Origin of the sequence: Limibacter armeniacum (genome assembly GCF_036880985.1) — a bacterium.
Taxonomy (GTDB): Bacteria; Bacteroidota; Bacteroidia; order Cytophagales; family Flammeovirgaceae; genus Limibacter; species Limibacter armeniacum.
On record NZ_JBAJNO010000009.1, the window covers coordinates 2,342,883 to 2,363,503 of the forward strand.

General features: G+C 39.0%; 18 protein-coding genes. 7 read left to right on the top strand and 11 right to left on the bottom strand.

Annotated elements, in window-relative coordinates; all coding sequences use genetic code 11:
* Positions 1–28: 28 nt before the first annotated feature.
* The 3 genes from V6R21_RS27570 to V6R21_RS27580 all read right to left on the bottom strand — a co-directional run bounded on the left by V6R21_RS27570 (position 29) and on the right by V6R21_RS27580 (position 2,722).
* Positions 29–958, bottom strand: coding sequence for a YihY/virulence factor BrkB family protein (locus V6R21_RS27570; RefSeq protein WP_334246727.1), 930 nt, complete (start codon positions 956–958; stop codon positions 29–31).
* Positions 959–1,119: 161 nt separating this feature from the next.
* Positions 1,120–1,623, bottom strand: a complete 504-nt coding sequence (locus V6R21_RS27575; protein ID WP_334246728.1) for an endonuclease V — start codon at positions 1,621–1,623, stop codon at positions 1,120–1,122.
* A 118-nt stretch (positions 1,624–1,741) separates the two neighbouring features.
* Complete coding sequence (locus tag V6R21_RS27580; protein WP_334246729.1) at positions 1,742–2,722, bottom strand: acyl-ACP desaturase; 981 nt, start codon at positions 2,720–2,722, stop codon at positions 1,742–1,744.
* A gap of 207 nt (positions 2,723–2,929) precedes the next feature.
* Here V6R21_RS27580 and V6R21_RS27585 point away from each other — a divergent pair, with 207 nt between their 5' ends.
* On the top strand, positions 2,930–3,973 hold the full coding sequence (locus V6R21_RS27585) for an alkaline phosphatase D family protein (protein WP_334246730.1): 1,044 nt from the start codon (positions 2,930–2,932) through the stop codon (positions 3,971–3,973).
* Positions 3,974–4,013: 40 nt separating this feature from the next.
* On the opposite strand, the gene V6R21_RS27590 is transcribed toward V6R21_RS27585, so the two are convergent.
* Both V6R21_RS27590 and V6R21_RS27595 read right to left on the bottom strand, forming a co-directional pair.
* On the bottom strand, positions 4,014–4,574 hold the full coding sequence (locus tag V6R21_RS27590) for a pyridoxamine 5'-phosphate oxidase family protein (RefSeq protein ID WP_334246731.1): 561 nt from the start codon (positions 4,572–4,574) through the stop codon (positions 4,014–4,016).
* A gap of 30 nt (positions 4,575–4,604) precedes the next feature.
* Entirely contained in the window at positions 4,605–5,495 is an 891-nt protein-coding gene (locus V6R21_RS27595) for an esterase-like activity of phytase family protein (RefSeq protein WP_334246732.1), read from the bottom strand.
* A 557-nt stretch (positions 5,496–6,052) separates the two neighbouring features.
* Here V6R21_RS27595 and V6R21_RS27600 point away from each other — a divergent pair.
* The 3 genes from V6R21_RS27600 to lnt all read left to right on the top strand — a co-directional run bounded on the left by V6R21_RS27600 (position 6,053) and on the right by lnt (position 9,643).
* Positions 6,053–7,042 (top strand): AAA family ATPase, encoded by a 990-nt coding sequence (locus V6R21_RS27600; protein ID WP_334246733.1) that lies wholly within the window; start codon positions 6,053–6,055, stop codon positions 7,040–7,042.
* 198 nt (positions 7,043–7,240) lie between these two features.
* Positions 7,241–7,951: a 16S rRNA (cytidine(1402)-2'-O)-methyltransferase gene (rsmI, locus tag V6R21_RS27605; protein ID WP_334246734.1), complete on the top strand. Its 711-nt coding sequence runs from the start codon at positions 7,241–7,243 to the stop codon at positions 7,949–7,951.
* A gap of 48 nt (positions 7,952–7,999) precedes the next feature.
* Positions 8,000–9,643, top strand: a complete 1,644-nt coding sequence (lnt, locus tag V6R21_RS27610) for an apolipoprotein N-acyltransferase (RefSeq protein WP_334246735.1) — start codon at positions 8,000–8,002, stop codon at positions 9,641–9,643.
* A gap of 75 nt (positions 9,644–9,718) precedes the next feature.
* Here the strand turns inward: lnt and V6R21_RS27615 are convergent, their stop codons facing one another.
* From V6R21_RS27615 to V6R21_RS27640, 6 genes are all read right to left on the bottom strand, one after another.
* Complete coding sequence (locus tag V6R21_RS27615) at positions 9,719–10,375, bottom strand: hypothetical protein (RefSeq protein ID WP_334246736.1); 657 nt, start codon at positions 10,373–10,375, stop codon at positions 9,719–9,721.
* A gap of 131 nt (positions 10,376–10,506) precedes the next feature.
* The gene (locus tag V6R21_RS27620) at positions 10,507–12,390 is read right to left on the bottom strand and encodes a chemotaxis protein CheA (protein ID WP_334246737.1); all 1,884 of its coding nucleotides are present in this window, start codon (positions 12,388–12,390) and stop codon (positions 10,507–10,509) included.
* A 67-nt stretch (positions 12,391–12,457) separates the two neighbouring features.
* A complete protein-coding gene (locus V6R21_RS27625) occupies positions 12,458–12,826 on the bottom strand; it encodes a response regulator (protein WP_334246738.1) in 369 nt (122 codons plus the stop codon).
* A 50-nt stretch (positions 12,827–12,876) separates the two neighbouring features.
* Entirely contained in the window at positions 12,877–13,413 is a 537-nt protein-coding gene (locus V6R21_RS27630) for a chemotaxis protein CheW (RefSeq protein ID WP_334246739.1), read from the bottom strand.
* Positions 13,414–13,529: 116 nt separating this feature from the next.
* Positions 13,530–17,564: a PAS domain S-box protein gene (locus V6R21_RS27635; RefSeq protein WP_334246740.1), complete on the bottom strand. Its 4,035-nt coding sequence runs from the start codon at positions 17,562–17,564 to the stop codon at positions 13,530–13,532.
* 159 nt (positions 17,565–17,723) lie between these two features.
* Positions 17,724–18,500, bottom strand: coding sequence for a ParA family protein (locus V6R21_RS27640; protein ID WP_334246741.1), 777 nt, complete (start codon positions 18,498–18,500; stop codon positions 17,724–17,726).
* Positions 18,501–18,728: 228 nt separating this feature from the next.
* Here V6R21_RS27640 and V6R21_RS27645 point away from each other — a divergent pair, with 228 nt between their 5' ends.
* Genes V6R21_RS27645 through V6R21_RS27655 form a run of 3 tightly spaced genes read left to right on the top strand, consistent with a single transcriptional unit; the run spans position 18,729 to position 20,613 of the window.
* Positions 18,729–19,106 carry a hypothetical protein gene (locus tag V6R21_RS27645; RefSeq protein WP_334246742.1) on the top strand — a complete coding sequence of 126 codons (378 nt, stop codon included), beginning with the start codon at positions 18,729–18,731 and terminating at the stop codon, positions 19,104–19,106.
* Positions 19,107–19,128: 22 nt separating this feature from the next.
* On the top strand, positions 19,129–19,683 hold the full coding sequence (locus tag V6R21_RS27650; protein WP_334246743.1) for a YceI family protein: 555 nt from the start codon (positions 19,129–19,131) through the stop codon (positions 19,681–19,683).
* 39 nt (positions 19,684–19,722) lie between these two features.
* The gene (locus V6R21_RS27655; RefSeq protein WP_334246744.1) at positions 19,723–20,613 is read left to right on the top strand and encodes a DUF5777 family beta-barrel protein; all 891 of its coding nucleotides are present in this window, start codon (positions 19,723–19,725) and stop codon (positions 20,611–20,613) included.
* Positions 20,614–20,621: the final 8 nt, after the last annotated feature.

A 20,621-nucleotide genomic window follows, 5' to 3' on the forward strand; every position in this document is an offset into this window, starting at 1 on the left:
GTTGTTATTGATTTGTAACTACTTCTATCTAATACTCTATGTCTACTTCTCCATTTTTCAGCTTAAAGGCAGGTGTCCGCTCAGCATGGCTAGAAGGCTGAATTCCTCTTCCGTATGTACGAGAATATACCTGTGTAAACTCTGCTCCAAAAAACAGGATAAGACAAGAATAAGATACCCACAACAATATTAATATAATGGAACCTGCGGCACCAAAAGCAGAATCTGGCTTGGACGTACCTAAATACACCCCAATACCGAACTTGCCTAACGTAAATAGGATTGCTGTAATCAATGCTCCTTTCCAAACCATCTTCCATGTAACATCTACATCTGGAAGTACCTTGAATATGGTCGCAAAAAGCAGTGTAATGATTGCCAATGACAATGCAATGTTCAAAAGGTGAGAGACAATGACCAATGACTCTGAAAAATAGGTCGAAATCAAGTCACTGAAAGCTGATATAGCCGTTGAGAGAACTAAAGAGACCATTAATAGAAATCCAATCATAATGATAATTCCCAACGAAGTCACTCTATCCATAACCAGCTTCATATAACCCGCCGAATCCTTCACCTTAACTCCCCATATATGATTAAGTGCTTTCTGTAACTGAACAAACAAACCCGTTGCACCAAAAAGCAATGTCCCTATACCAATAAATGTGGCTAAGGTAAAATTGGCTTCCACCTTCGACTTGGCTATAATGTTTTCAACTTCTTTCGCTGCTTTTCCACCAACCATATCCGCTATCTGATCAGATAAAGCTCCTTGTACAGCTTCTTCTCCATATACCATCCCTGCTACTGTTACTATAATGATCAAAAGTCCTGGTAAAGAAAAGATCGTATAGTAGGCTATTGCGGCACTTCTACCAAAAGGGTCATCATTATCCCACTCCTTATAAGTTTCTTTCAGTAAGTAAGGGATATCCTTATAATTGAATGTTTTTTTCATGGGTATGTAAGTAAGTAGGAGAAACAAAACAACTCTGCTTGTTTGGCTATTACATTACAATAAAATACACTACTCTGTTCCTCATTTCAATGTTTTATATAAAAAAGTGAACAGTCTTATATTCGAAACCCATTAAAATCTCTTCACATAAAGATATTGGCTTACTTTTCCTTGGTTTTACTGTCCAATAACTGAAGCAAAGTTGGCATTCTGTAATCACCATCCATATGTTTTACAAAAACAGCTGCGACATCCACATCTTCTCCAATAGCTGAAACGTAAAGTGGTTTCTTACTGTCTCCTCTATACACTTCTCTTACTTGAGTTTTGTTTTGGTGAAAAGGAGACTTAGCTACCCCTATAACAGGTATCTTTTTCCCTAAAGTCTGATATAGGTATCCGCCTAACCCTAGCTTTTTCTTGTCATCCAGAAAAACATAGCCATCAACGACAATCATATCAACCTCAGAAAGCAGCAATTCATCCAAAATCGCCATGATGCAAGGCAGTTCCCTTTTATAAAACTCTCCAGGCACGTACGCTGCCACCTCTTTTATTTCTTTAATAATGATATCAAAAGGCTCATCATCCTTCCAATCCAAAAAGCGAATACACACCGCCTTTGCATGTGTATCGTAGTACTGAACATCGAATGCAAGTTTCATTTGTTCTGATTTTAAAAAGTTTGGGGAAAGATAACATCTTCAAACTTTACAACATGAAAAAAGGTCCAAGAGAAAACTCCTGAACCTTTGTTTCATATATTTTTGCTGCGACTAAAGTCTAACCAGCAATCCACTTAAACTCATACTGTTTTTTAGGAATCTCAACCCTCTCTGAAATACGCTGTAATCTTGCTGGCAATGCCATCACAAAATCCCTTGCTCTTTCAGCTTTGTCATTTAAACCTGTGATATTTTCAATATCCCACTTTTTCAACAATGACGACAGAATATCAATGTAATCCTGTGTAGTATAAACCATTGTACGTTGAGCTGCATCAGAGAAGTGTGTAAAAAGCTCTCCTATTTCTCCTCCTGTTTCTCTCAGGAAGTGTGCCGGCATCACGATCTTTTTCTTCATCATATCCTGAAATGCCAACATCATCTCACTTTGATCCATCGAGAAAATGCGGCTTACAAAATCAATGTAAGCATTGGCGTGTCTTGCTTCATCCGCAGCGATCACACCACACATTTTAGCCAACTGTATATTGCCCGACTTTTTGGATAAAGAGGCTACCCTTCTGTGTGAGATGTTTGTTGCCAGTTCCTGAAAACTTGTATAAACAAAGTTTCTGTAAGGGTCTCGGCCTGTCTGGATGTCAAAACCATCATTCAGAAGGTACTGAGTGGACACTTCCATCTCACGCATATTTACCCTTCCTGAAAGGTAAAGGTACTTGTTCAGTAGGTCGCCGTGGCGGTTTTCTTCAGCCGTCCATGCTCTTACCCAACGTGACCATCCAGTTTTGCTTTCCTGATCTACTCCTTCCAAGTTCATCAACCAAGATTCATAAGTAGGCAATGCTTCTTCTGTGATAGTATCACCGATCAGTACTGCAAACAGGTCATAGTCCATTTCTCTAGCTAATTCCTGTAATTCTAGTACTTGCTCAAAAAACTTAGGGTCTCTTGAGTCAGGAAGTAAATCTGCTGGCTGCCAGTTTTCTTCTACCGGTTTCAGGTACTGGGTGAATAAGTCATCCATAGACTGTTCTATGGTCTGCATTACTTCCAGACGTATATTAAATTCTTTAGTCATAAGATTAGTTCGTTTATCAAGGCTTCATAATACTTGGTTACAATCTTACTGACAGATATATTCATATTCTGTTACAAAATTGTATAAATAAATTTTAATCAACACATTAAACATCAGATAACCAAGCTTTAAACTATCTATAGCATTGTAATTAACATTTCATTTACATTCACTTTTTATATCTCATGTAACTTGATAACAAAAAACATGGAAAGACCATTACTTTTTCTTGGCATCACTTTTTTATTCCTCCAATGCCAGGCTCCACAAAAACAGTCATCGGATCAACTTGATACTACTCAAGAAACTGGAATTACCATCGCCTTCGGTTCTTGTTCCCATCAGGATAGCACAGCACAAATGTGGAAGGAAATTATAGCGGATCAACCTGATTTCTGGTTATGGGGAGGTGACAATATTTATGGAGATACTGATGATATGACCTTGCTTCAGGAGAAATACAACAAACAAAAAAGCCATGCTGACTACCAACAGTTAATCGCTTCTACTCCTATCATGGGAATATGGGATGACCACGATTATGGTGTCAATGATGGAGGGAAAGAGTTTGCCAAAAAAGATAGTAGTAAGGCTTTGATGCTCGAGTTTTTATCTATTGACAAAGATAACCCCGTTTGGGAAAGGGAAGGCACTTACCAAAGCTACATTCAATCAAAACATGGTATTGATATACAGTTTATTCTGTTGGATACCCGCTATTTTAGAGATCAGCTAACAAAAGACCCATCGGGTAAGAAACGATACATTGCCAACAACAACGGTGATATATTAGGAGAAGCACAATGGCTGTGGCTGGAAGAAAAGCTAAAAGATCAATCTGTTGATATTAATATCATTATGTCAAGCATTCAGGTAATCCCCGAAGAACATGGATGGGAAAAGTGGGCAACTCTACCTCAGTCACGCAACCGCTTCTTCAAGCTACTGGAAACTATACAACCTAAACCTGTACTGATATTAAGTGGCGACAGGCATATAGCGGAAGTTTCAAAAATTGACCTAGCAAAACTCAATTATCCTCTCTATGAGTTTACATCAAGCGGTCTGACACATACATGGCGCACCCCATCGGAAGAAGCCAACCAATACCGAGAAGGTAAATTGATAATTGAGAAAAATTATGGCTTGGTACACCTCCATAAGAATGAAAACAATATAAAGGTTGAGCTAGAAGTAAAAGGCAAGCAGGACACTACTTTTCAGGTTTTAACCTATCAAATGCCCTTATAAAAAAAAGAGTCTGTTGACTTAGTTCAACAGACTCTTTTTTTTAGGGTACTAAGATGGTCTCTTCCCAAGCTCCATCCCTTTTCGTATATAAGGCTCTAATATGCCCGTCCTGACTCAGTTTTAATATATCGAGGTATAGTGCCTGAATTCTGATAACTGAAAAGTGAATTTTATCCACAAAACCTATTTCCTCATTATCTTCTAAAGGGCTTCCCGGCGAAACAGCTGTTGTATAATCTTTCAACACGCCAGATTGTTTCAATTTCTTAAAGTGTTCTTTGTATAAAGGACTTTCCTTGTCTACCACATCCGCCACTCCTTTTACCCTGACCTGTAACTGCTTTTTCGGATGATAAAAAAGTGCTGATACATTACCGTTCTTTTGTACCTGCCTAACTTTAGGACTCCTTGTATCAGTATAGAAAAAAAACTCAAGCTTTTGGGTCACCTCCCGTTTAACGACTGTTCTTATTTCAGGAAAACCAGTATCTGCATCCACTGTTCCGAATGTAAAAAAACGGAAGGGGTGTTTATAATCTACATTACTTCTAAAAAGCTCCTCTCTGGCCAAGTTCAATAGAAAATGTTCACTACTACTCATATCAAAGAAATAATCTCTTTACTCTTAAACTTAGAAACCCTCAGGTCTTTTAAACCTGATAATAACTGGCTTGTCTCCTTTCATACCAAATTGCTTTTCCGCAAAAGCTGAAGCTTTAAGTTCATTATTATCAAGCGCCACCCAAATTTCATCCTCTGTTAGCAGTAAGGCTTCAGCCATTCCAAAATTTGTAGGCTCATATAATTTTCCCTCGTTATTGGAACATGTATTCCTATAACTCACTTTTTCTATCACCTCCCATGTATCAGGATTTAACTTGGTAATATAATTTCCATTCCTCTCAAGGACGTACAAAAAGCCATGATCTACCTTCATATCCGAAATATCATTGCTTTCTGTTTCTGGGAAATTGACTTTGTTTTGCACTTCACCACTTTCTAAATCGGCTACAGCAATAAACCTTGGCTGACGCTCTTTTGCTAAATAAAGCAAATGACGTTTTGTATCTATAGCAAGCCCTTCTAGTCCCGTATTTTTTTTCCACTTCCGTACCCGCTCTTCCGCTTTACGAAACCCGATACTCAACGACTCGATCTTGCTTCCATCTTCATTGATTTTGTAAACCTCATTGTCGTATTCATTGGTCATAAAGAAAAAACCATCTGCATAATCCAATGCCTCAAAATCAATAGGCCCTTTGATCGCCAACGGTATTTCTTTGACAATTTCCCAACGATCTGATTCAGTCCATTCGATTTGGTAGATAAAGCGATTATCGGATTTGTCTGCTATGACAAATGTCCCTGTAGGAGTATCTACAATTCCACTAATATCAAAACGCCCTTCATAAGCTTCAGATAATTGTTTGACACTTATGGGTTCTAGTTCCCTAAAGACTGTATCTATTGGGATCAGTACGCAAGTACTCAAGAAAAACACAAGACAGTTAATCAGTTGCATAGATTCAAGAAGTATGATGATTTGGTTAGTTTTATTTATTCAGTCTATCACGTAAAGAGATTTCTGTTTACAGCCTCAAAAATTATAAAAGTTTTTCCACGATTCCTTCCTAAAACTGAGAACAATCATCATAAATAAATGACCTTACTTTATGATTAAAAAGTGTATTAATTACAATTTTTGTGACATATCAAATGGCCTTCATAAATACTTTCGATTCAAGAAAGACAATTCATTTAGTTACTCTTTTAAAAAAATTACAATTGGAATACAAGGCTTAACGTCTTGTAGCTGTTTGTGAATTAAGGTGGACGTTGTGACCAGGTGTACCTTGTATGCCTGGTCTCTTTTTGTCAGTAGGATTAGGATTTTCTCGTAATGTCAAGAAATGTTAAGTCTTTCACATTTACAGTTTTGAGTGCTTATACTTGCATAGCATGTACAGAAATAAATAAATGATTGTACGATATTGTAATTTCTGTATTTCGGAAGGTTCTTTATATTTAAAGAAAAGAGCTTTCTGATCTTTAAGAGACTAAGTGAACGAACCATAAAGCATGAATACTGTGGAAAAATCTGTGGACATAAACGCATTACAAGAAAAAATAAACGAAGTAATTTCTGAAGTTGGTAAAGTAGTCGTTGGCCAGGATTATATGGTAAACCGTCTGCTGATTGGCCTTTTCACCAATGGTCACGTCCTGTTGGAAGGTGTACCGGGTCTTGCCAAAACCCTTACGATTAATACACTTGCGCAAGTGCTTCATCTAGACTTTCACCGCATTCAGTTTACACCAGACCTATTGCCGTCAGATTTGATCGGTACCATGATCTACAACCAAAAGGTTGGTAACTTTGAGGTGAAAAAAGGACCTGTATTTGCCAACTTGATCCTTGCCGATGAGGTAAACCGTGCTCCTGCCAAAGTTCAGTCAGCACTGCTTGAAGCCATGCAGGAAAAGCAAGTGACAATTGGTGAGACAACCTATCAGCTTGACCGTCCTTTCCTTGTACTGGCTACTCAAAACCCAGTAGAGCAAGAAGGTACTTACCCGCTTCCTGAAGCACAGGTTGACCGTTTTATGCTGAAAGTGTATATCGATTACCCTGCAAAAGAATCAGAACTGGAAGTAATGAGACGTATGTCAAACCAAATGTTTGACTCAAGCGTAAGACAGCTACTGACTAAAGAAGAGGTTTTTGCCATTCGTGATGCCATCAACGATGTAAAAATGTCTGAGCGACTGGAGGAATACATCATTGACCTTGTGTTTGCTACTCGTAACCCTAAGGAATACGGCCTGACCAAGGAAGCTGAGTATATCCAATTCGGGGTTTCTCCTCGTGCAAGTATCAACCTGCATAGAGCAGCCAAAGCAGTTGCATTCTTTGACGGAAGAGATTATGTATTGCCTGAAGACATTAAGGATGTAGCATACGATGTATTGAACCACCGTATCATTCTAAACTACGAAGCTGAAGCGGATGGATATACAGCCAGAGATGCTATCAATACGATATTAAATCATGTGAAGATCAATAAATAATTTTCACACCATTAGAAACCCTTTGAGTTACCAAACTCGAAGGGTTTTGTTTTTTAGTCAGTTCCCTTCTCAAAAAATCGTATTTTTGCCCGCATACATTTGAGCATCTAAAAACAAATTATTATGACTGAGGTAAAGCTAAAGGCCAATAGCTCTATGTTCACCTTTGACTAAGAACTCAGTTTGAAAGTAAGCGGAATGGAAGAAACGACATCTTTATATATTGTACCAACGCCAATCGGCAACCTTGAAGACATTACACTACGCGCAATTAGAGTACTTCAGGAAGTAGATACGATTTTGGCTGAAGATACTCGAAACACTGGTTTCCTGTTAAAACACCTTGACATTCAAAAACCTCTTCACAGTCACCATGCATTCAATGAGCATAAGACAACAGCTCAGATTGTAGAAAGACTGAAGAAAGGAGAAAAAATTGCCTTGGTTTCAGATGCAGGTACACCTGCTATCTCAGATCCGGGTTTTTACTTGGTTCGTGCCTGTGTAGAAGCTGGTATCAAGATCGAGACACTACCGGGAGCTTCAGCATTTGTTTTGGCTCTGGTTAACTCCGGTTTACCTGTGGATCGTTTTGTATTTGAAGGCTTCCTTCCTCATAAAAAAGGTCGTCAAACCAAAATTCAGGCTTTGGCTGATGAAGAAAGAACTGTTGTTTTTTATGAGTCACCACACCGCCTGATCAAAACATTGGAGCAGTTACTGGAGTTTTGGGGAGAGGACCGAAATGCATGTGTTTGCCGAGAGCTGACAAAACTCCATGAGGAAAATGCAAGAGGAACGCTTTCTGAACTAGCCGCTTACTTCAAAGAAAAAGGTGTGAAGGGCGAGATTGTACTGGTAGTGGAAGGAAAAACGCCTGTAAAAGAAAAGAAAAAGAAATATGAATAGTAGCATGACAAACAGACTCTCTACTAACATCTAACTTTTGGGATAAACATGAATTCTATTCTAGATAAATACGGGAACAAAAGAGGCTTCCTTCCTTTGATGGCAATCCTTGGGGGTATTACCATAGGCTTAGCTTGGCAACCTCCGTTTACATTTTTAGCTTTTGTAGGACTGGTACCACTGTTACTGATTGAGGAACAGATTTACCGCCATGATTACAAACGCCCTTTTCTTAAGTTATTCGGCAATGCATACCTCTATCTTGTCACTTGGAATATCACTACCTACTGGTGGTTATGGTATGCATCTGGAGCAACTACTTTAGCTGCATGGGGAGCAAATGCACTATTGCAAATTATACCTGTTATGCTGTTCCATGTCAGCAAACGGGCATCATTCAATAAGCTAGGTTACCTCCCATTTGTTCTATACTGGATCTCTTTCGAATACTTACACTTACATTGGGACTTTTCATGGCCTTGGCTTAACCTAGGGAATGTCTTTGGCTTTACACCTTCTTGGGTACAATGGTATGAGTATACGGGTACCTTTGGTGGTACTCTATGGATATTACTAGCCAACATTGCCCTGTTTTTCTTCCTAACTCAAAAAAGGATGTTGACAGGTTTTGCAATAGCTGTATTACTTCCTTTGTTAGTTTCTTTTGGTATTTATTATACCTATGAGGATAAAGGAACTCCTATAGAGACTGTAGTAGTACAACCTAATATAGATTGCTACAAGGAAAAATATCATTACAACTCTAGAACTGGAGAGAGAAATCAGCCTACGCATATTCCTTACCGTGATCAGGTTGAAAGGTTAATTCAATTATCAGACTCCAAGGTAACTCCTCAAACCAAGTTTGTATTTTGGCCTGAAACATCCTTACATGAAAACTTTGTCGAGGATAATGCTCCCCATAACTGGGCAGTACAACAGGCTATTGGATTTACAGAAAGGCACCCAGGAGTAAATCTTGTCTCTGGTGTTGACACCTACCTTTTGTATGGTAAAAAGCCTATGACAGAGACTGCTAGATACACCAAGAATGCTGGCTATTATGATGTTTTCAATGCTGCTCTATTTATAAATGACAAACAGGAACTCGACTTTTATCATAAGTCACAATTGGTGATCGGTGTTGAAACGATTCCATACCCTGCGGTATTCAAAAGCCTCTTACAGGACTTTGGTGGTACATTTGGTGGTTTAGGCAGGCAAAAGGAACGTGAGGCATTTATCAACTCGGACAGCGTTGGTACTGCTCCAATTATATGCTATGAATCTGTTTATGGAGAGTTTGTTACAGGTTATGTAAAAGATGGGGCCAACTTCTTGGCTGTCATTACAAACGATGGATGGTGGAATACCTCACCTGGACATAAGCAACATTTAGCGTTCTCTTCTTTACGAGCAATCGAAACGCGTCGATCAGTTGCAAGGGCTGCCAATACTGGTATTTCATGTTTCATCAACCAACGTGGAGATATTCAGCAACCTCTTGCTTATGGTGAAATGGGTGCAGTAAATGGTACAGTGATGCAAAACAATGAAATAACCATTTATACCAGTACTGGTGATATTATAGCCAAGATTGCTGTTTTTGTGGCTATTTTCCTTTTCATTTCAATACTTGTCAAAAGAAAAGTGACTGTCACCCCGTTCAAGAAAAAGTCTGTGGTCTCATAAACAATATGACACCAACAAAAAATGGCGAAGAGTCAATAGAGATTCTTCGCCATTTTTTATTGAAAGCTGTTTTTATCAACCAAAAATACGCTTAAACAGTCCTCCTTCTTTCTTTTCTTTTTTCCCTACGTATGCCTTTTCAAGATCAAAGTTTTCAATTTGAGGAATAAAATCCTGCCCAAAGTAGCAAAGCACTTTCATAGGAACCTGAAGTTTAAAACTATAAAACTCTCCCTCCACAGCATAGCAAGGATTTATCTCCTCCTTGTGCTCATTTATAACCCTAACGATATTCTTACAGGTATCTTCAGCATATTCAGGCACGTGACCAAATATTTCCACATCCAAAATATTAGCCAGCTTGGTCACCATTGCAGCAATTGCAATATTGTCCATCTCCAACAGTACAGCTTCCCACATTTCTAATTGCCCCACAACACTTGCTGGTAACAGATGACTACAAAGCTTTTGCTTATATTCAGGTTCTAGAACCAGATAAGTCCCTGCCTGTAAATCTCCAATTACTTCAGTTGTCATCATAAGCAGGTGCTGATCCTCTACATTTTCTTTAGCTTTCAATGCAACCTCTGCTTCCTCAAAGCAATTCACTTTTCTGACAAATACTTCATCTCCAAACATTTTCCCAAGGGAGTTTGCAACACTGTCAAACATTATTGAAGATATATCCTTGATTAATATTTTCTGTTCAGAAGAAAACTGATGATCCATCATGATTGATTTTACTAGATAATTATGGCAATCCTCAATACAATTGCTCCATTGGGTTACAGTTAGTTAAAAAGTATTTCTTCAACGAGCATATCCTGCTGCACCTTGTTCCAAGGTTACAGTAAAGTATAAAATTATCGGTTATGAGCCAATTGAAGTCTAGTCTTGGTCAAGAAGTCTACTATATCTGGTGCATCAAGTACCAAGCACACATTTCCGTTTCCTAAAATAGTCGCACCACTCACAAACCTGATATGGTCCACAGGCTTTCCAAGAGGTTTCTCTATAATCTCTTTTTGTTGTAACAACTTATCAACGACAAAACCGACCATCCTATCATCTACTGATACTACCACTATATTTAGCCTGTCTTCTGGCTTTAGATTGTCAATGCTCTTATGTTGTAAATTAGCTTCGTACAGTTCCTCTTCACATTCACAGTTAAATATGTCATTGAGAAAGAGAACTGAAATTGTTTTATCAAGATGAGTGGTCATCAAACCGTTTCCTACCTTATGGATCTTGTCTCTAGTAACAGAAACAACAGCCTCCGTAAAGGAAAGTGGGATTGCAAACTCAGCACCATTCAAGACGAAGAGTAGTGCATTCTTTACCGCCATAGAAGATGGCAGCAATAAGCTAAACTTAGACCCTTGTCCTACTTTCGTATCAATCGATATTTTTCCTCCAATTGCATCCACTGCTTTTCTAACGACATCCATTCCTACACCTCTTCCTGATACAGCCGTCACTTCCTCCCGACTTGAAAAGCCTGATTCAAAAATGTATTTAATCACCTCCAAGTCAGGCAAACTCTTTACATAATCTGCACCTGCCAAACCCTTTTCAATGACTTTTTGCCTGATTACCTCTGCATCGATTCCCTTGCCATCATCAATAATGTCAATGACTACATATTCCTTCTCATTTCTAGCCCTTAGGGTCACTTTTCCTTCAGGAGCTTTCCCTTTTTCCAGTCTTTCCTTTTCACTTTCAATACCATGACTTACCGAGTTTCTGACAAGGTGTATCATAGATTCACTAATACTATGCAAGACATTTCTATCAATTTCAATGTCCGTTCCCTCCAATACTAGGTTTACTTTCTTTCCTTCAAGAGTTGCTACATCTCTAACAATTCTGTGGAACTTATGAAACAGTACATTGACTTGTACAAGCCTTACATTCATTACTGAATACTGAAGGTCAGAAGTAATCCGATATAACCTTGCATATTCATTAGACTCATATCTACTGCTATTGGCAATAATACGATCTTTCTCAATTGCCAATTCACCAACTAAATTCAGCAAAGCATCCAGTTTCCCTACAGGAACCTGTACAAAATCAGAGAATGTAAGTTGTTGTTGAACTTCCTTTTGAGCGTCTTTTTCGCTCTCGGTAGTTCCAGTTTTTTTAGGTAAAGCAGGGGATTCACTTTTAGGATCAGGTATCTTATCCTCCTTATTTTCCTGTTCAGATGTTTTCTCTTGTGGAGCAGAGTCAGCACCTCCTACTGGAGCAGTATTTGTATTTTCTGCTGGTTCCTTCAGTTCTGGTACTTTTTCATTTTCAGTTGGTGGGGTATCTGTATCAACTGGTTTTATTGGTGGACTCAGCTTTTTCTCTTCTTTGCTTCCCTTTTGCAGGATTAGCTTAAGTTTTGTCAGCAATCCCTTATAAGGAATTTCCTTCCCTTCCTTTATACCATCCAACATTACCCCAACCTTATCATTAGCCCTGAAAAGGTCATTGAAAATTTTAGTGGTAAGCTTTAGGTTTTCCTGCTTGATTTCACTGAAAATATCTTCAAGTATATGAGAAAGAGAAGCGATATTGTGAAACCCCATTGCGGCTGCATTTGCCTTTAGGGTGTGGGTAATCCGAAAAATTGCCTCTACAGAACTCTTATCAGCATGGTCCTTTTCCAATACTGTAAAAAGTCTGTTTAGCTCTTCGTACTGATCCAGCGCTTCTGCCAGAAATATTTCTCTCAGTTCATCATCTTTTGACTTCATCAGAACAAGCGTTTCATTTTAGACCCTCATATAACTCATACATAGACTAAGTTTCCCTTTTATCTACTTAGTTACTATTCATTACCTTTTTGACTTCTGCTGTTAACTGCTCAGGAGTAAAAGGCTTTACCATATAACTATTCGCTCCTAACTGTACACCTTGTTGTACTACTGACTGCTGTCCAACTGCACTAATCATAATCACCTTAGACTCCAGCTGCTCTTCTCTAAGTGTTCTCAAAATATCAAGTCCCAACATATCAGGTAATATGTTATCTAGGGTGATCAAGTCAGGTTCAAGATCCAGTGCCAAATCTATTGCCTGCTCACCGTTAGAAGCCTGGCCTACTACTTCATAACCCGCATTGGTCAATGTGTCTTTAATAAGGGTACGCATATACATTGAATCGTCAACAATCAATACTTTGTAACTCATAGGTTTTTCTGTTTGTGATATGAGATAATAATTAGATCAGGGAGGTACTATTAAATTACACCCGAGGCGTTGTTCTGAGCCAAATCTTCCTTCGTTATGATACTGAACACATCTATCAGAATAATCAAACGTTCTTCCAATTTGATGATGCCTTTGATATAGTTTCCATTATTAGTGGCTTCAGCAATCACACTGGTTGAGTAATCTATTTCATCATCAGCAACAGAAAGCGTGTTTGGTACATCTTCCACCAGTACAGCCATATTGTATTCCTTACTTTCCACAACCAATGTGTAGCTCGCTTTCTTACTTTCAACCTTACTGACCTTCATGCCAAACTTATCTTCGAGATCAATTATAGACAGGATATTACCTCTGATATTAGCCAGTCCCTTTACGTATGATGGTGTAAGAGGTACTTTTGCGATATTAGGGGTTGGAACGACCTCCTTTATCTGGTCAATAAACAAGGCATATTCTTCCCCTGCCAGCTTGAATACAATCACTTGATTGTTGCGTACTTTCTCCTCTTTCTTGTGTTGTTCTTCTTCAGGTGTGTTTTTATAATCTTTTTGCTGGGTTTTCATAAAAGCAAAACTGTGATTTTGGTTGTAGGGTAAATTGAAAAAATAGTAAAAACGAGGTTGGTCAGCAGAAAGTCTACCACTCATGGCAGACTTTCATTTGACCTATCATTCACTTTTTACTTCAGGCGGAACTTACTTACACCTTCTTTCAGCTGAATTGCCACCTCTGTAAGTTCATTATTGGACTTACTAATCTCTTCAGCAGATGAAGTCAAGGAATCCACCATGTCCGATACTTGTTTGGTACCAGCCGCAGCTTTTTCCACCACAGCAACGACGTTTCCTGTGTTTTTCACTACGATGTCAATTGCACTTTTCTGCTCTTCCGATGCATCCAATACACCTTTTGACAACTGAAGCGTCTCCTCACTCGAGTTGATGATTGAACGGAACACTTTAGATACGTCTTGGGTTGCATCGTTACCTTGCGTTACGGTAGAATCCATTCGCTCAATGGCTTTTGTTGCAGAGGAAACGTCTTTTTGAACATCTTTAATTACCTTATCAATTTCTACTGCTGACCTACGTGAATCTTCCGCCAACTTCCTAATCTCTTCCGCTACTACTGCAAAACCTCTACCTGCATCTCCTGCTCTAGCTGCCTCAATCGCAGCATTCAAGGCCAGCAAGTTGGTTTGTGCAGCTATGTCTGTAATTACGTTCAATGTACGGGAGATTTCTTCCGATCGCTCACTCAGTACGGTAATGGAACCAGACGTTGACTTTGCTGATTCGGAGATATCTGTCATGTTCTCAATCAGCTTATTAATGATTGACATACCATTTTGACACGACTCAAGACCTCTTTCTGCCGACTTGTTAATGATATGTGCTTTATCTCCCATACCTTCTGATGATACAAAGATCGCTTCTACCATTTTAGACGACTGGTCAGTTAACTTCACCTGCTCAGTCATACCATCATTAATCTTTTTGATCTCATTCTCCACCTGCTGCATACTGGTCTCCATCTGCTGATACATACTCATGATCTGCTTCGACGAGTTATCCACTGTAACCGATCTTTGATCAATGGTTGTCAGTAGCTTATTCAGGTTGGTAATGGCTTCATTAAGCGCATTGGCCATTTCCTGTACATCACCACTACTTTCCCCTGAATACAGCTCTACCAAATCTCCTTCCGATACTCCTTTAATAATGGTACTCAAATTAATTACTGGAGTAGATATGGATTCTAGCAGGTCATTCAATGTTACGGAGAGCTCTTTCCAAGAACCTTTTATACCTTTGATATCCAGTCTTACTGATAAGTCTCCTTCTTTACCTGCTTTTTGCACCACATTGTTAATCTCAGAAATGATACGCTTCAGGTTATCTCTCATGATCTTATTATTCTCGATCATGTTTACCATATCAGCCCTCAGTTCTAGTCCTTCTACATCGAGTCTAGCATCAAAGTTACCGTTGCTTAACTCTTCTAGGAAAGTAGACAATTTGAGCATGGTTACTTTGAAGGTTGTCACGTCTGTTGCCGTCTTAATAAACTTGATAACTGTCCCTTCATCATCCCTAACTGGGCTATAAATTGCTTGAAGCCAAATCTCCTCACCTTGTTTATTACGGCGATGGAACTCTCCCTGAATGGTTTCTCCTTGTCTCAGTTTTTCCCAGAACTCTTTATACTCTAGTGAACTAGCATACTCCTTATCACAAAGCACCCTATGGTGTTTATTTCTCAATTCTTCAGACGTATATCCTGATGCTTTCTCAAAGTTGTCATTACAACGTAGAATGTGTCCATCCAAGTCAAACTCGATTACAGCCTGAGAGGCGTTCACTGCAGCTACCCATCCTCTGTTTTCTGCATTTCGCAGACGTCTTTTTGTTACGTCAGTCGCTGTTTTAATAAACTTGACTACATTTCCTTCATCATCTTTAATCGGGCTATATACTGCTTCTAGCCATAACGTCTGTCCATCTTTTCGCTTCCGTTTAAAGACATCTTGCTTAAACTGCCCAGTCCTTAGCTCACTCCAGAAGTTCTTGTATTCAGCTGAATTGGCATACTCATCATCACAAAGGATCTTATGATGGACTCCTACCAATTCTCCTTTACCATAACCTGTTGCTACCGAGAACTTATCATTATACTTCAGAATATGTCCTTCCAAATCAAACTCAACTACTGCTTGTGATACGTGAGCAGCTTCCACCCAACCCCTACTTTCTGCGTTTCGCAAACGTCTAGCCGTTACATCCTGCAGATAAGCTACTACCTTTTCAAGATTCCCATCATAATCTGCTACTGGACTGTATGTACCTTCGAGCCAAGCCACTTTTCCATCTTTCGTGATACGTTTGTATACATTTTTGTCAAAGTTTCCACTCCTAAGTTTTTCCCATACTTCCTTGTACTGTCTTAGGTTTTCTTCCCCTTTAGGACAGAAACATTCTTCCTCTCCTTTTCCGATTACTTCATATTCCTGAAATCCTAGTGCTTCTGCAATTGTAGAGTTGAACGAGACAATTTTACCTTTTTTATCAAACTCGATTACTCCATTTGACTTACTGATTGCTTCATCCAACGCTTCTCTCTCTACCTTCGCATTCAGTGAATCGGTAATATCAAAGCGTACCCCTATGTACTTATATGGTTTACTATCCAAATCGAGCACTGGCGCAATTGATGCCTGTACCCAATAAGCTGAACCATCTTTCTTGAGGTTACTGTAGCTTGCTGTAAAGATTTCGCCTTTCTGAATCTTCTCCCACATTTCGGCAAATACTTCTTTTGGCGTGTCAGGGTGTCTCAGCATACTATGTGGCTGACCGATCATTTCTTCACGGGTATAACCTGAAATCTTACACAAATAATCGTTTACGTCTGTAATCGTACCATATAAATCAGATTCTGACATGATCGCCACACTGTCAATAGATGCTTTCAATGCATCCATTTCCGCTTTTACACGCATAGCTTCTGTCAAATCAAAACGTACACCTAAGTACTTAACAGGTTTTCCGTCTGTTCCTAATATTGGAGAAATAGAGGCTTGCACCCAATACACACCTCCATCCTTTTTCTTGTTTTTATATGTGGCTGTAAATACTTTACCCAATTTGATATCCTGCCACATCTGCTCAAATACTTCACTTGGTGTATCAGGGTGACGCAACATACTATGTGGCTGCCCCAGCATCTCTTCTCGAGTATAACCTGAGATTTCACACAGTCTGTCATTTACACTCGTGATGGTACCATGCAGATCAGATTCTGACATGATCGCCACACTATCTATCGCATTTTTCAAACTATCCAACTCCCTCTCAACTGCTTTTACCTTTTCTTGCGCCTCATATTTTTCAGTCTCATCTGTAGCAAAAACAACAGCTTTCAGGAAGTTTCCATTTTCATCTTTCTCAGGTCTGAATATCGCATTCAACCAAACTGGCTTCTCATTTTCAGATTGACAGATCAGCAATACTTCCTTAGTTGCTCCGGCACATATACTTGTCCATATCCCTTCAAAAGTATTTCTATACCCTGACTGAAGTATATACTTAAAAGCCTCTATTGAGCTTCCAAACAAGTTCGCAAAGTTGGTATTGCTATTTGCCACATTGCCTTCCTCATCAACCTCAAAGACAACACCCAACATCTCTATAGCTTCCAGAGCAGCAAGCTCTCTAGCTGGTACTCCTTCTTTTTGCAAAGTAATGTCCTTGAAAATACTAAAGTACCCTGTAACATTCCCGTCTTCATCTTTCAAAGGCGAAACAGTCATTTCCACCCAATAGGTAGTCCCATTTTTCTTGGCATTTTTAACCTCACCACAAAATACATTTCCTTCTTTCACAGTCTTCCACATTCCTTCAAACACAGAAGGTAAGGTGTCTGAATGGCGGACAATACTATGTGGCTGCCCTATTAACTCTTCTGAACTAAAACCTGAAAGCTCACAAAAAAGAGGGTTTACATTTGTGATTGTCCCATAAGTATCGGTTTCTGAAATGGGTAGGTTTTCATAAATCAGGTGCAAGCGGTCTTGTACTTCTGCTAAGCGTGAGGATACTTCAGCATTGGTTGCTGATGCATCAGTGGTGTTAGGTTCGACTGGGTTTCCTGTCTTGGTAGCCGGCTTTCCTTTAGCAGGCTCCTTCTCCTTGTTAAGATTATCTCCTAAGGCCATTTGTTGGGTTATTTATCAGCTAATTAAATGATGTACACTCTGTTAAAAGAAATGTACATTAACATTCATTAACCAACAACCTCCCTTTACGTTATTAACTAAAGTTCTTCACAGAGGTCAACACTTTCTTTAATAAGTGGTAAACAAATGAAACTTTACTCAATTCTGGTTATGATTCAACAACAGTTCTACCTCTTGGGCTAACTTCAAGTATGATTCACTACCTAAAGATTTTGGAGCATACTCAATCACACTCTTACCAAAAGACGGTGATTCCACAATTCGTACATCAATCCCTACTTTATTCTCCATAATTCTAAAGCCAAAATTCTCATTCAGGTAATCATAAATCTCTCCTGTTACTCTCCTTCGATAATCCACCATTACAGGCAAAATCCCTAAAATGGATAGGTTATCATTGTAAGTTTCTTTTACATCAAAGATCGTATCAACAATCAACGATAACCCATGAAGGCTAAGTACCTCCAATTGTAGCGGGACAATCACCTTGTCTGCAGCAGTAAGGGCATTAATAGTAAGAATAGAAAGGGAGGGCGCACAGTCCAATAAGATATAGTCATACGAGTGCTTTACTTCTGAAAGGACTCCTTTTAGCAGGAATTCGCTATTTCCTTGAGCTGCCAAAGAAACTTCAAGACTGGCCAAGTGAATATCAGCCGGTACAATATGCAGTAGTTCTTGTTCCTTGATCGTCTCCTGAATAGTAGCTTCCCCTGCCAAAACATGCAGTAAGGAATAATCATACCTGTTATGAATGCCAAAATTGAAGGTTAGATTTCCTTGAGGGTCCATGTCAACCATCAGGACTTTTTTACCGAGGTGAGCAAGGGCTGCTCCTAAGTTAACAGTAGTAGTGGTTTTCCCTGTTCCTCCTTTCTGATTGACTACAGCAATAATCACATTGGGGTTTGTCATAGGTTGGAGAGTTTTGGTATGGGTTCATCAATAAGGTTACAGTTTTGGAAGACTCAGCAATAGGTTTTAGTAAGTACTCCAAATTTCAATATTAGAAGATAGTCATTTCCTAGAAACCTTCTAACCTCCTTATTAATAATTACTTTCCCTCTATAAATCCAAGATGAAAATATAAAGTAATGGTGTGTTTTTTGAATAATTTCTACATTTAATAAAACTATTCAAATCATGATAAAAAAAACATTTACACTTATTGCGCTTAGCTTCCTTACAGTGATGAGCTGTAAAAACAATAGTGAGGAATTACTGTTTCCTGACTGCTCTACAGAAAATATCACTTATACCGAACATATCGAACCGATACTCAGCACTTGTGTAGGTTGCCATAACGGACCTCTTGGCAACGATGGTATTGACCTTTCTACTGAAGCAAAAGTATTGGAAGCTGCCAATGATAAGTCAAAAGGGGCAGAAGGCAGGTTACTTGGCGCTATTAAAGGATTGAGTGGTTACGCAAAAATGCCTCCGGGTTCAGGAGCCACACCACTTTCTGAATGTGAAATCAAACAGATAGAAGCATGGGTAAATGCCAATTTAGAAGACTAAGCCATTTAAACCACTGACCAATATGAAACAAATACTGACCGTACTTATTCTATCTCTGCTCTGTACTATTGCCAATGCCCAAGATATTTTTCACACCAAAACAGGTACAATTAGATTCTTTTCTGATGCTCCTTTGGAAGATATTGAAGCTATCAATGAATCCGTTATCTCATTTATCAATATTTCATCAGGGGAAATGGTATTTAAGGTACCCATCCAGCAATTCCAGTTTGATAAGTCTTTGATGGAGGAACATTTCAACGAAAACTATATGGAAAGTGAGAAGTACCCCAATGCTTCCTTTAAGGGCACTTTCAAAGGTATTCAAAAAGAAACATTGAATGATGGGCAAAACTATCCAGTGACAGTTACCGGTGACTTAACAATACATGGTGTCACAAAGTCATATACCACCGAAGGGAATATCAGTATGACCGATGGTAAGTTACAAGCATCCTCAGTGTTTATGGTCAAGCTTGAAGACCATAAGATCAAAATACCACAGGTTGTTTTCCAGAATATCGCTGAAGAAGTGGAAGTAACTGTCACCCTGAACTACACGCCCTATTCCAACTAAATTATCTCCACCATTTACTTCAAATCAAAATACGATCAAATGAAACTTCATTCTTTTCTTTTAATACTGACTTTCATAAGCCTTTCTACTTTTACAATACAGGCCCAAGATCTGGAAGCTTTAATGGATCAAACTGAAAAAAAGCAGATTAATTATACCACTGCCGCATTCAAAACAACCAGAGTTATAAACCTGCACTCCATTGAAAATACACATAAAGGAGTTCTTGATTTCCGAATCTCACACCGATTCGGTCAGCTCAATAGCGGTTGGCGAGACCTATGGGGATTGGATAATGCCATGATCCGTTTCAACTTTGAATATGGAATTTCAGATGATTTGATGATCGGTCTCTCAAGAAGTACTTACCAAAAAACCTACGAAGGTTATTTTAAATACAAGCTACTTAAGCAATCAACTGGAGCTATAGAAATCCCTTTTACACTTTCGCTGTACAGTAATGTAGGAGTGAATACTGTAGAAGCCCCTGCCGAAAGACAGCCAGGCTTTGAGAACAGGTTAAGCTTTACTAATTCTATTATTATTGGCAGAAAGTTCAATGATAAACTGAGCTTACAGCTAAATCCCATTCACGTTCACAAAAATATGGTAACCAAAGCCAATGAAAGCAATGACGTATTGGCCATTGGTACAGGAGGTCGATACAAGGTATCCAATCGGGTTGCCTTGACTGCTGAATACATTTACCTCGTTCCTGATGAGACATTGCCACAAATCAATGGTGTTGATCCTGTCAACTCTTTTTCAGTTGGAGTAGATATTGAAACTGGTGGGCATGTTTTCCAGTTACACCTAACCAACTCAGTAGCCATGGTCGATAAAGCTTTTGTTTCTGAAACAACCAGCAAGTGGGGCGATGGAGGAATCTACTTCGGTTTTAATATTATGAGAGCGTTCCAAATAAACTAATACCTATA

Coding starts and splice junctions, on each gene's coding strand:
- V6R21_RS27570 (WP_334246727.1), bottom strand. CDS start 958: ATGAAAAAAACATTCAATTATAAGGATATCCCTTACTTACTGAAAGAA.
- V6R21_RS27575 (WP_334246728.1), bottom strand. CDS start 1,623: ATGAAACTTGCATTCGATGTTCAGTACTACGATACACATGCAAAGGCG.
- V6R21_RS27580 (WP_334246729.1), bottom strand. CDS start 2,722: ATGACTAAAGAATTTAATATACGTCTGGAAGTAATGCAGACCATAGAA.
- V6R21_RS27585 (WP_334246730.1), top strand. CDS start 2,930: ATGGAAAGACCATTACTTTTTCTTGGCATCACTTTTTTATTCCTCCAA.
- V6R21_RS27590 (WP_334246731.1), bottom strand. CDS start 4,574: ATGAGTAGTAGTGAACATTTTCTATTGAACTTGGCCAGAGAGGAGCTT.
- V6R21_RS27595 (WP_334246732.1), bottom strand. CDS start 5,495: ATGCAACTGATTAACTGTCTTGTGTTTTTCTTGAGTACTTGCGTACTG.
- V6R21_RS27600 (WP_334246733.1), top strand. CDS start 6,053: ATGAATACTGTGGAAAAATCTGTGGACATAAACGCATTACAAGAAAAA.
- rsmI (WP_334246734.1), top strand. CDS start 7,241: ATGGAAGAAACGACATCTTTATATATTGTACCAACGCCAATCGGCAAC.
- lnt (WP_334246735.1), top strand. CDS start 8,000: ATGAATTCTATTCTAGATAAATACGGGAACAAAAGAGGCTTCCTTCCT.
- V6R21_RS27615 (WP_334246736.1), bottom strand. CDS start 10,375: ATGATGGATCATCAGTTTTCTTCTGAACAGAAAATATTAATCAAGGAT.
- V6R21_RS27620 (WP_334246737.1), bottom strand. CDS start 12,390: ATGAAGTCAAAAGATGATGAACTGAGAGAAATATTTCTGGCAGAAGCG.
- V6R21_RS27625 (WP_334246738.1), bottom strand. CDS start 12,826: ATGAGTTACAAAGTATTGATTGTTGACGATTCAATGTATATGCGTACC.
- V6R21_RS27630 (WP_334246739.1), bottom strand. CDS start 13,413: ATGAAAACCCAGCAAAAAGATTATAAAAACACACCTGAAGAAGAACAA.
- V6R21_RS27635 (WP_334246740.1), bottom strand. CDS start 17,564: ATGGCCTTAGGAGATAATCTTAACAAGGAGAAGGAGCCTGCTAAAGGA.
- V6R21_RS27640 (WP_334246741.1), bottom strand. CDS start 18,500: ATGACAAACCCCAATGTGATTATTGCTGTAGTCAATCAGAAAGGAGGA.
- V6R21_RS27645 (WP_334246742.1), top strand. CDS start 18,729: ATGATAAAAAAAACATTTACACTTATTGCGCTTAGCTTCCTTACAGTG.
- V6R21_RS27650 (WP_334246743.1), top strand. CDS start 19,129: ATGAAACAAATACTGACCGTACTTATTCTATCTCTGCTCTGTACTATT.
- V6R21_RS27655 (WP_334246744.1), top strand. CDS start 19,723: ATGAAACTTCATTCTTTTCTTTTAATACTGACTTTCATAAGCCTTTCT.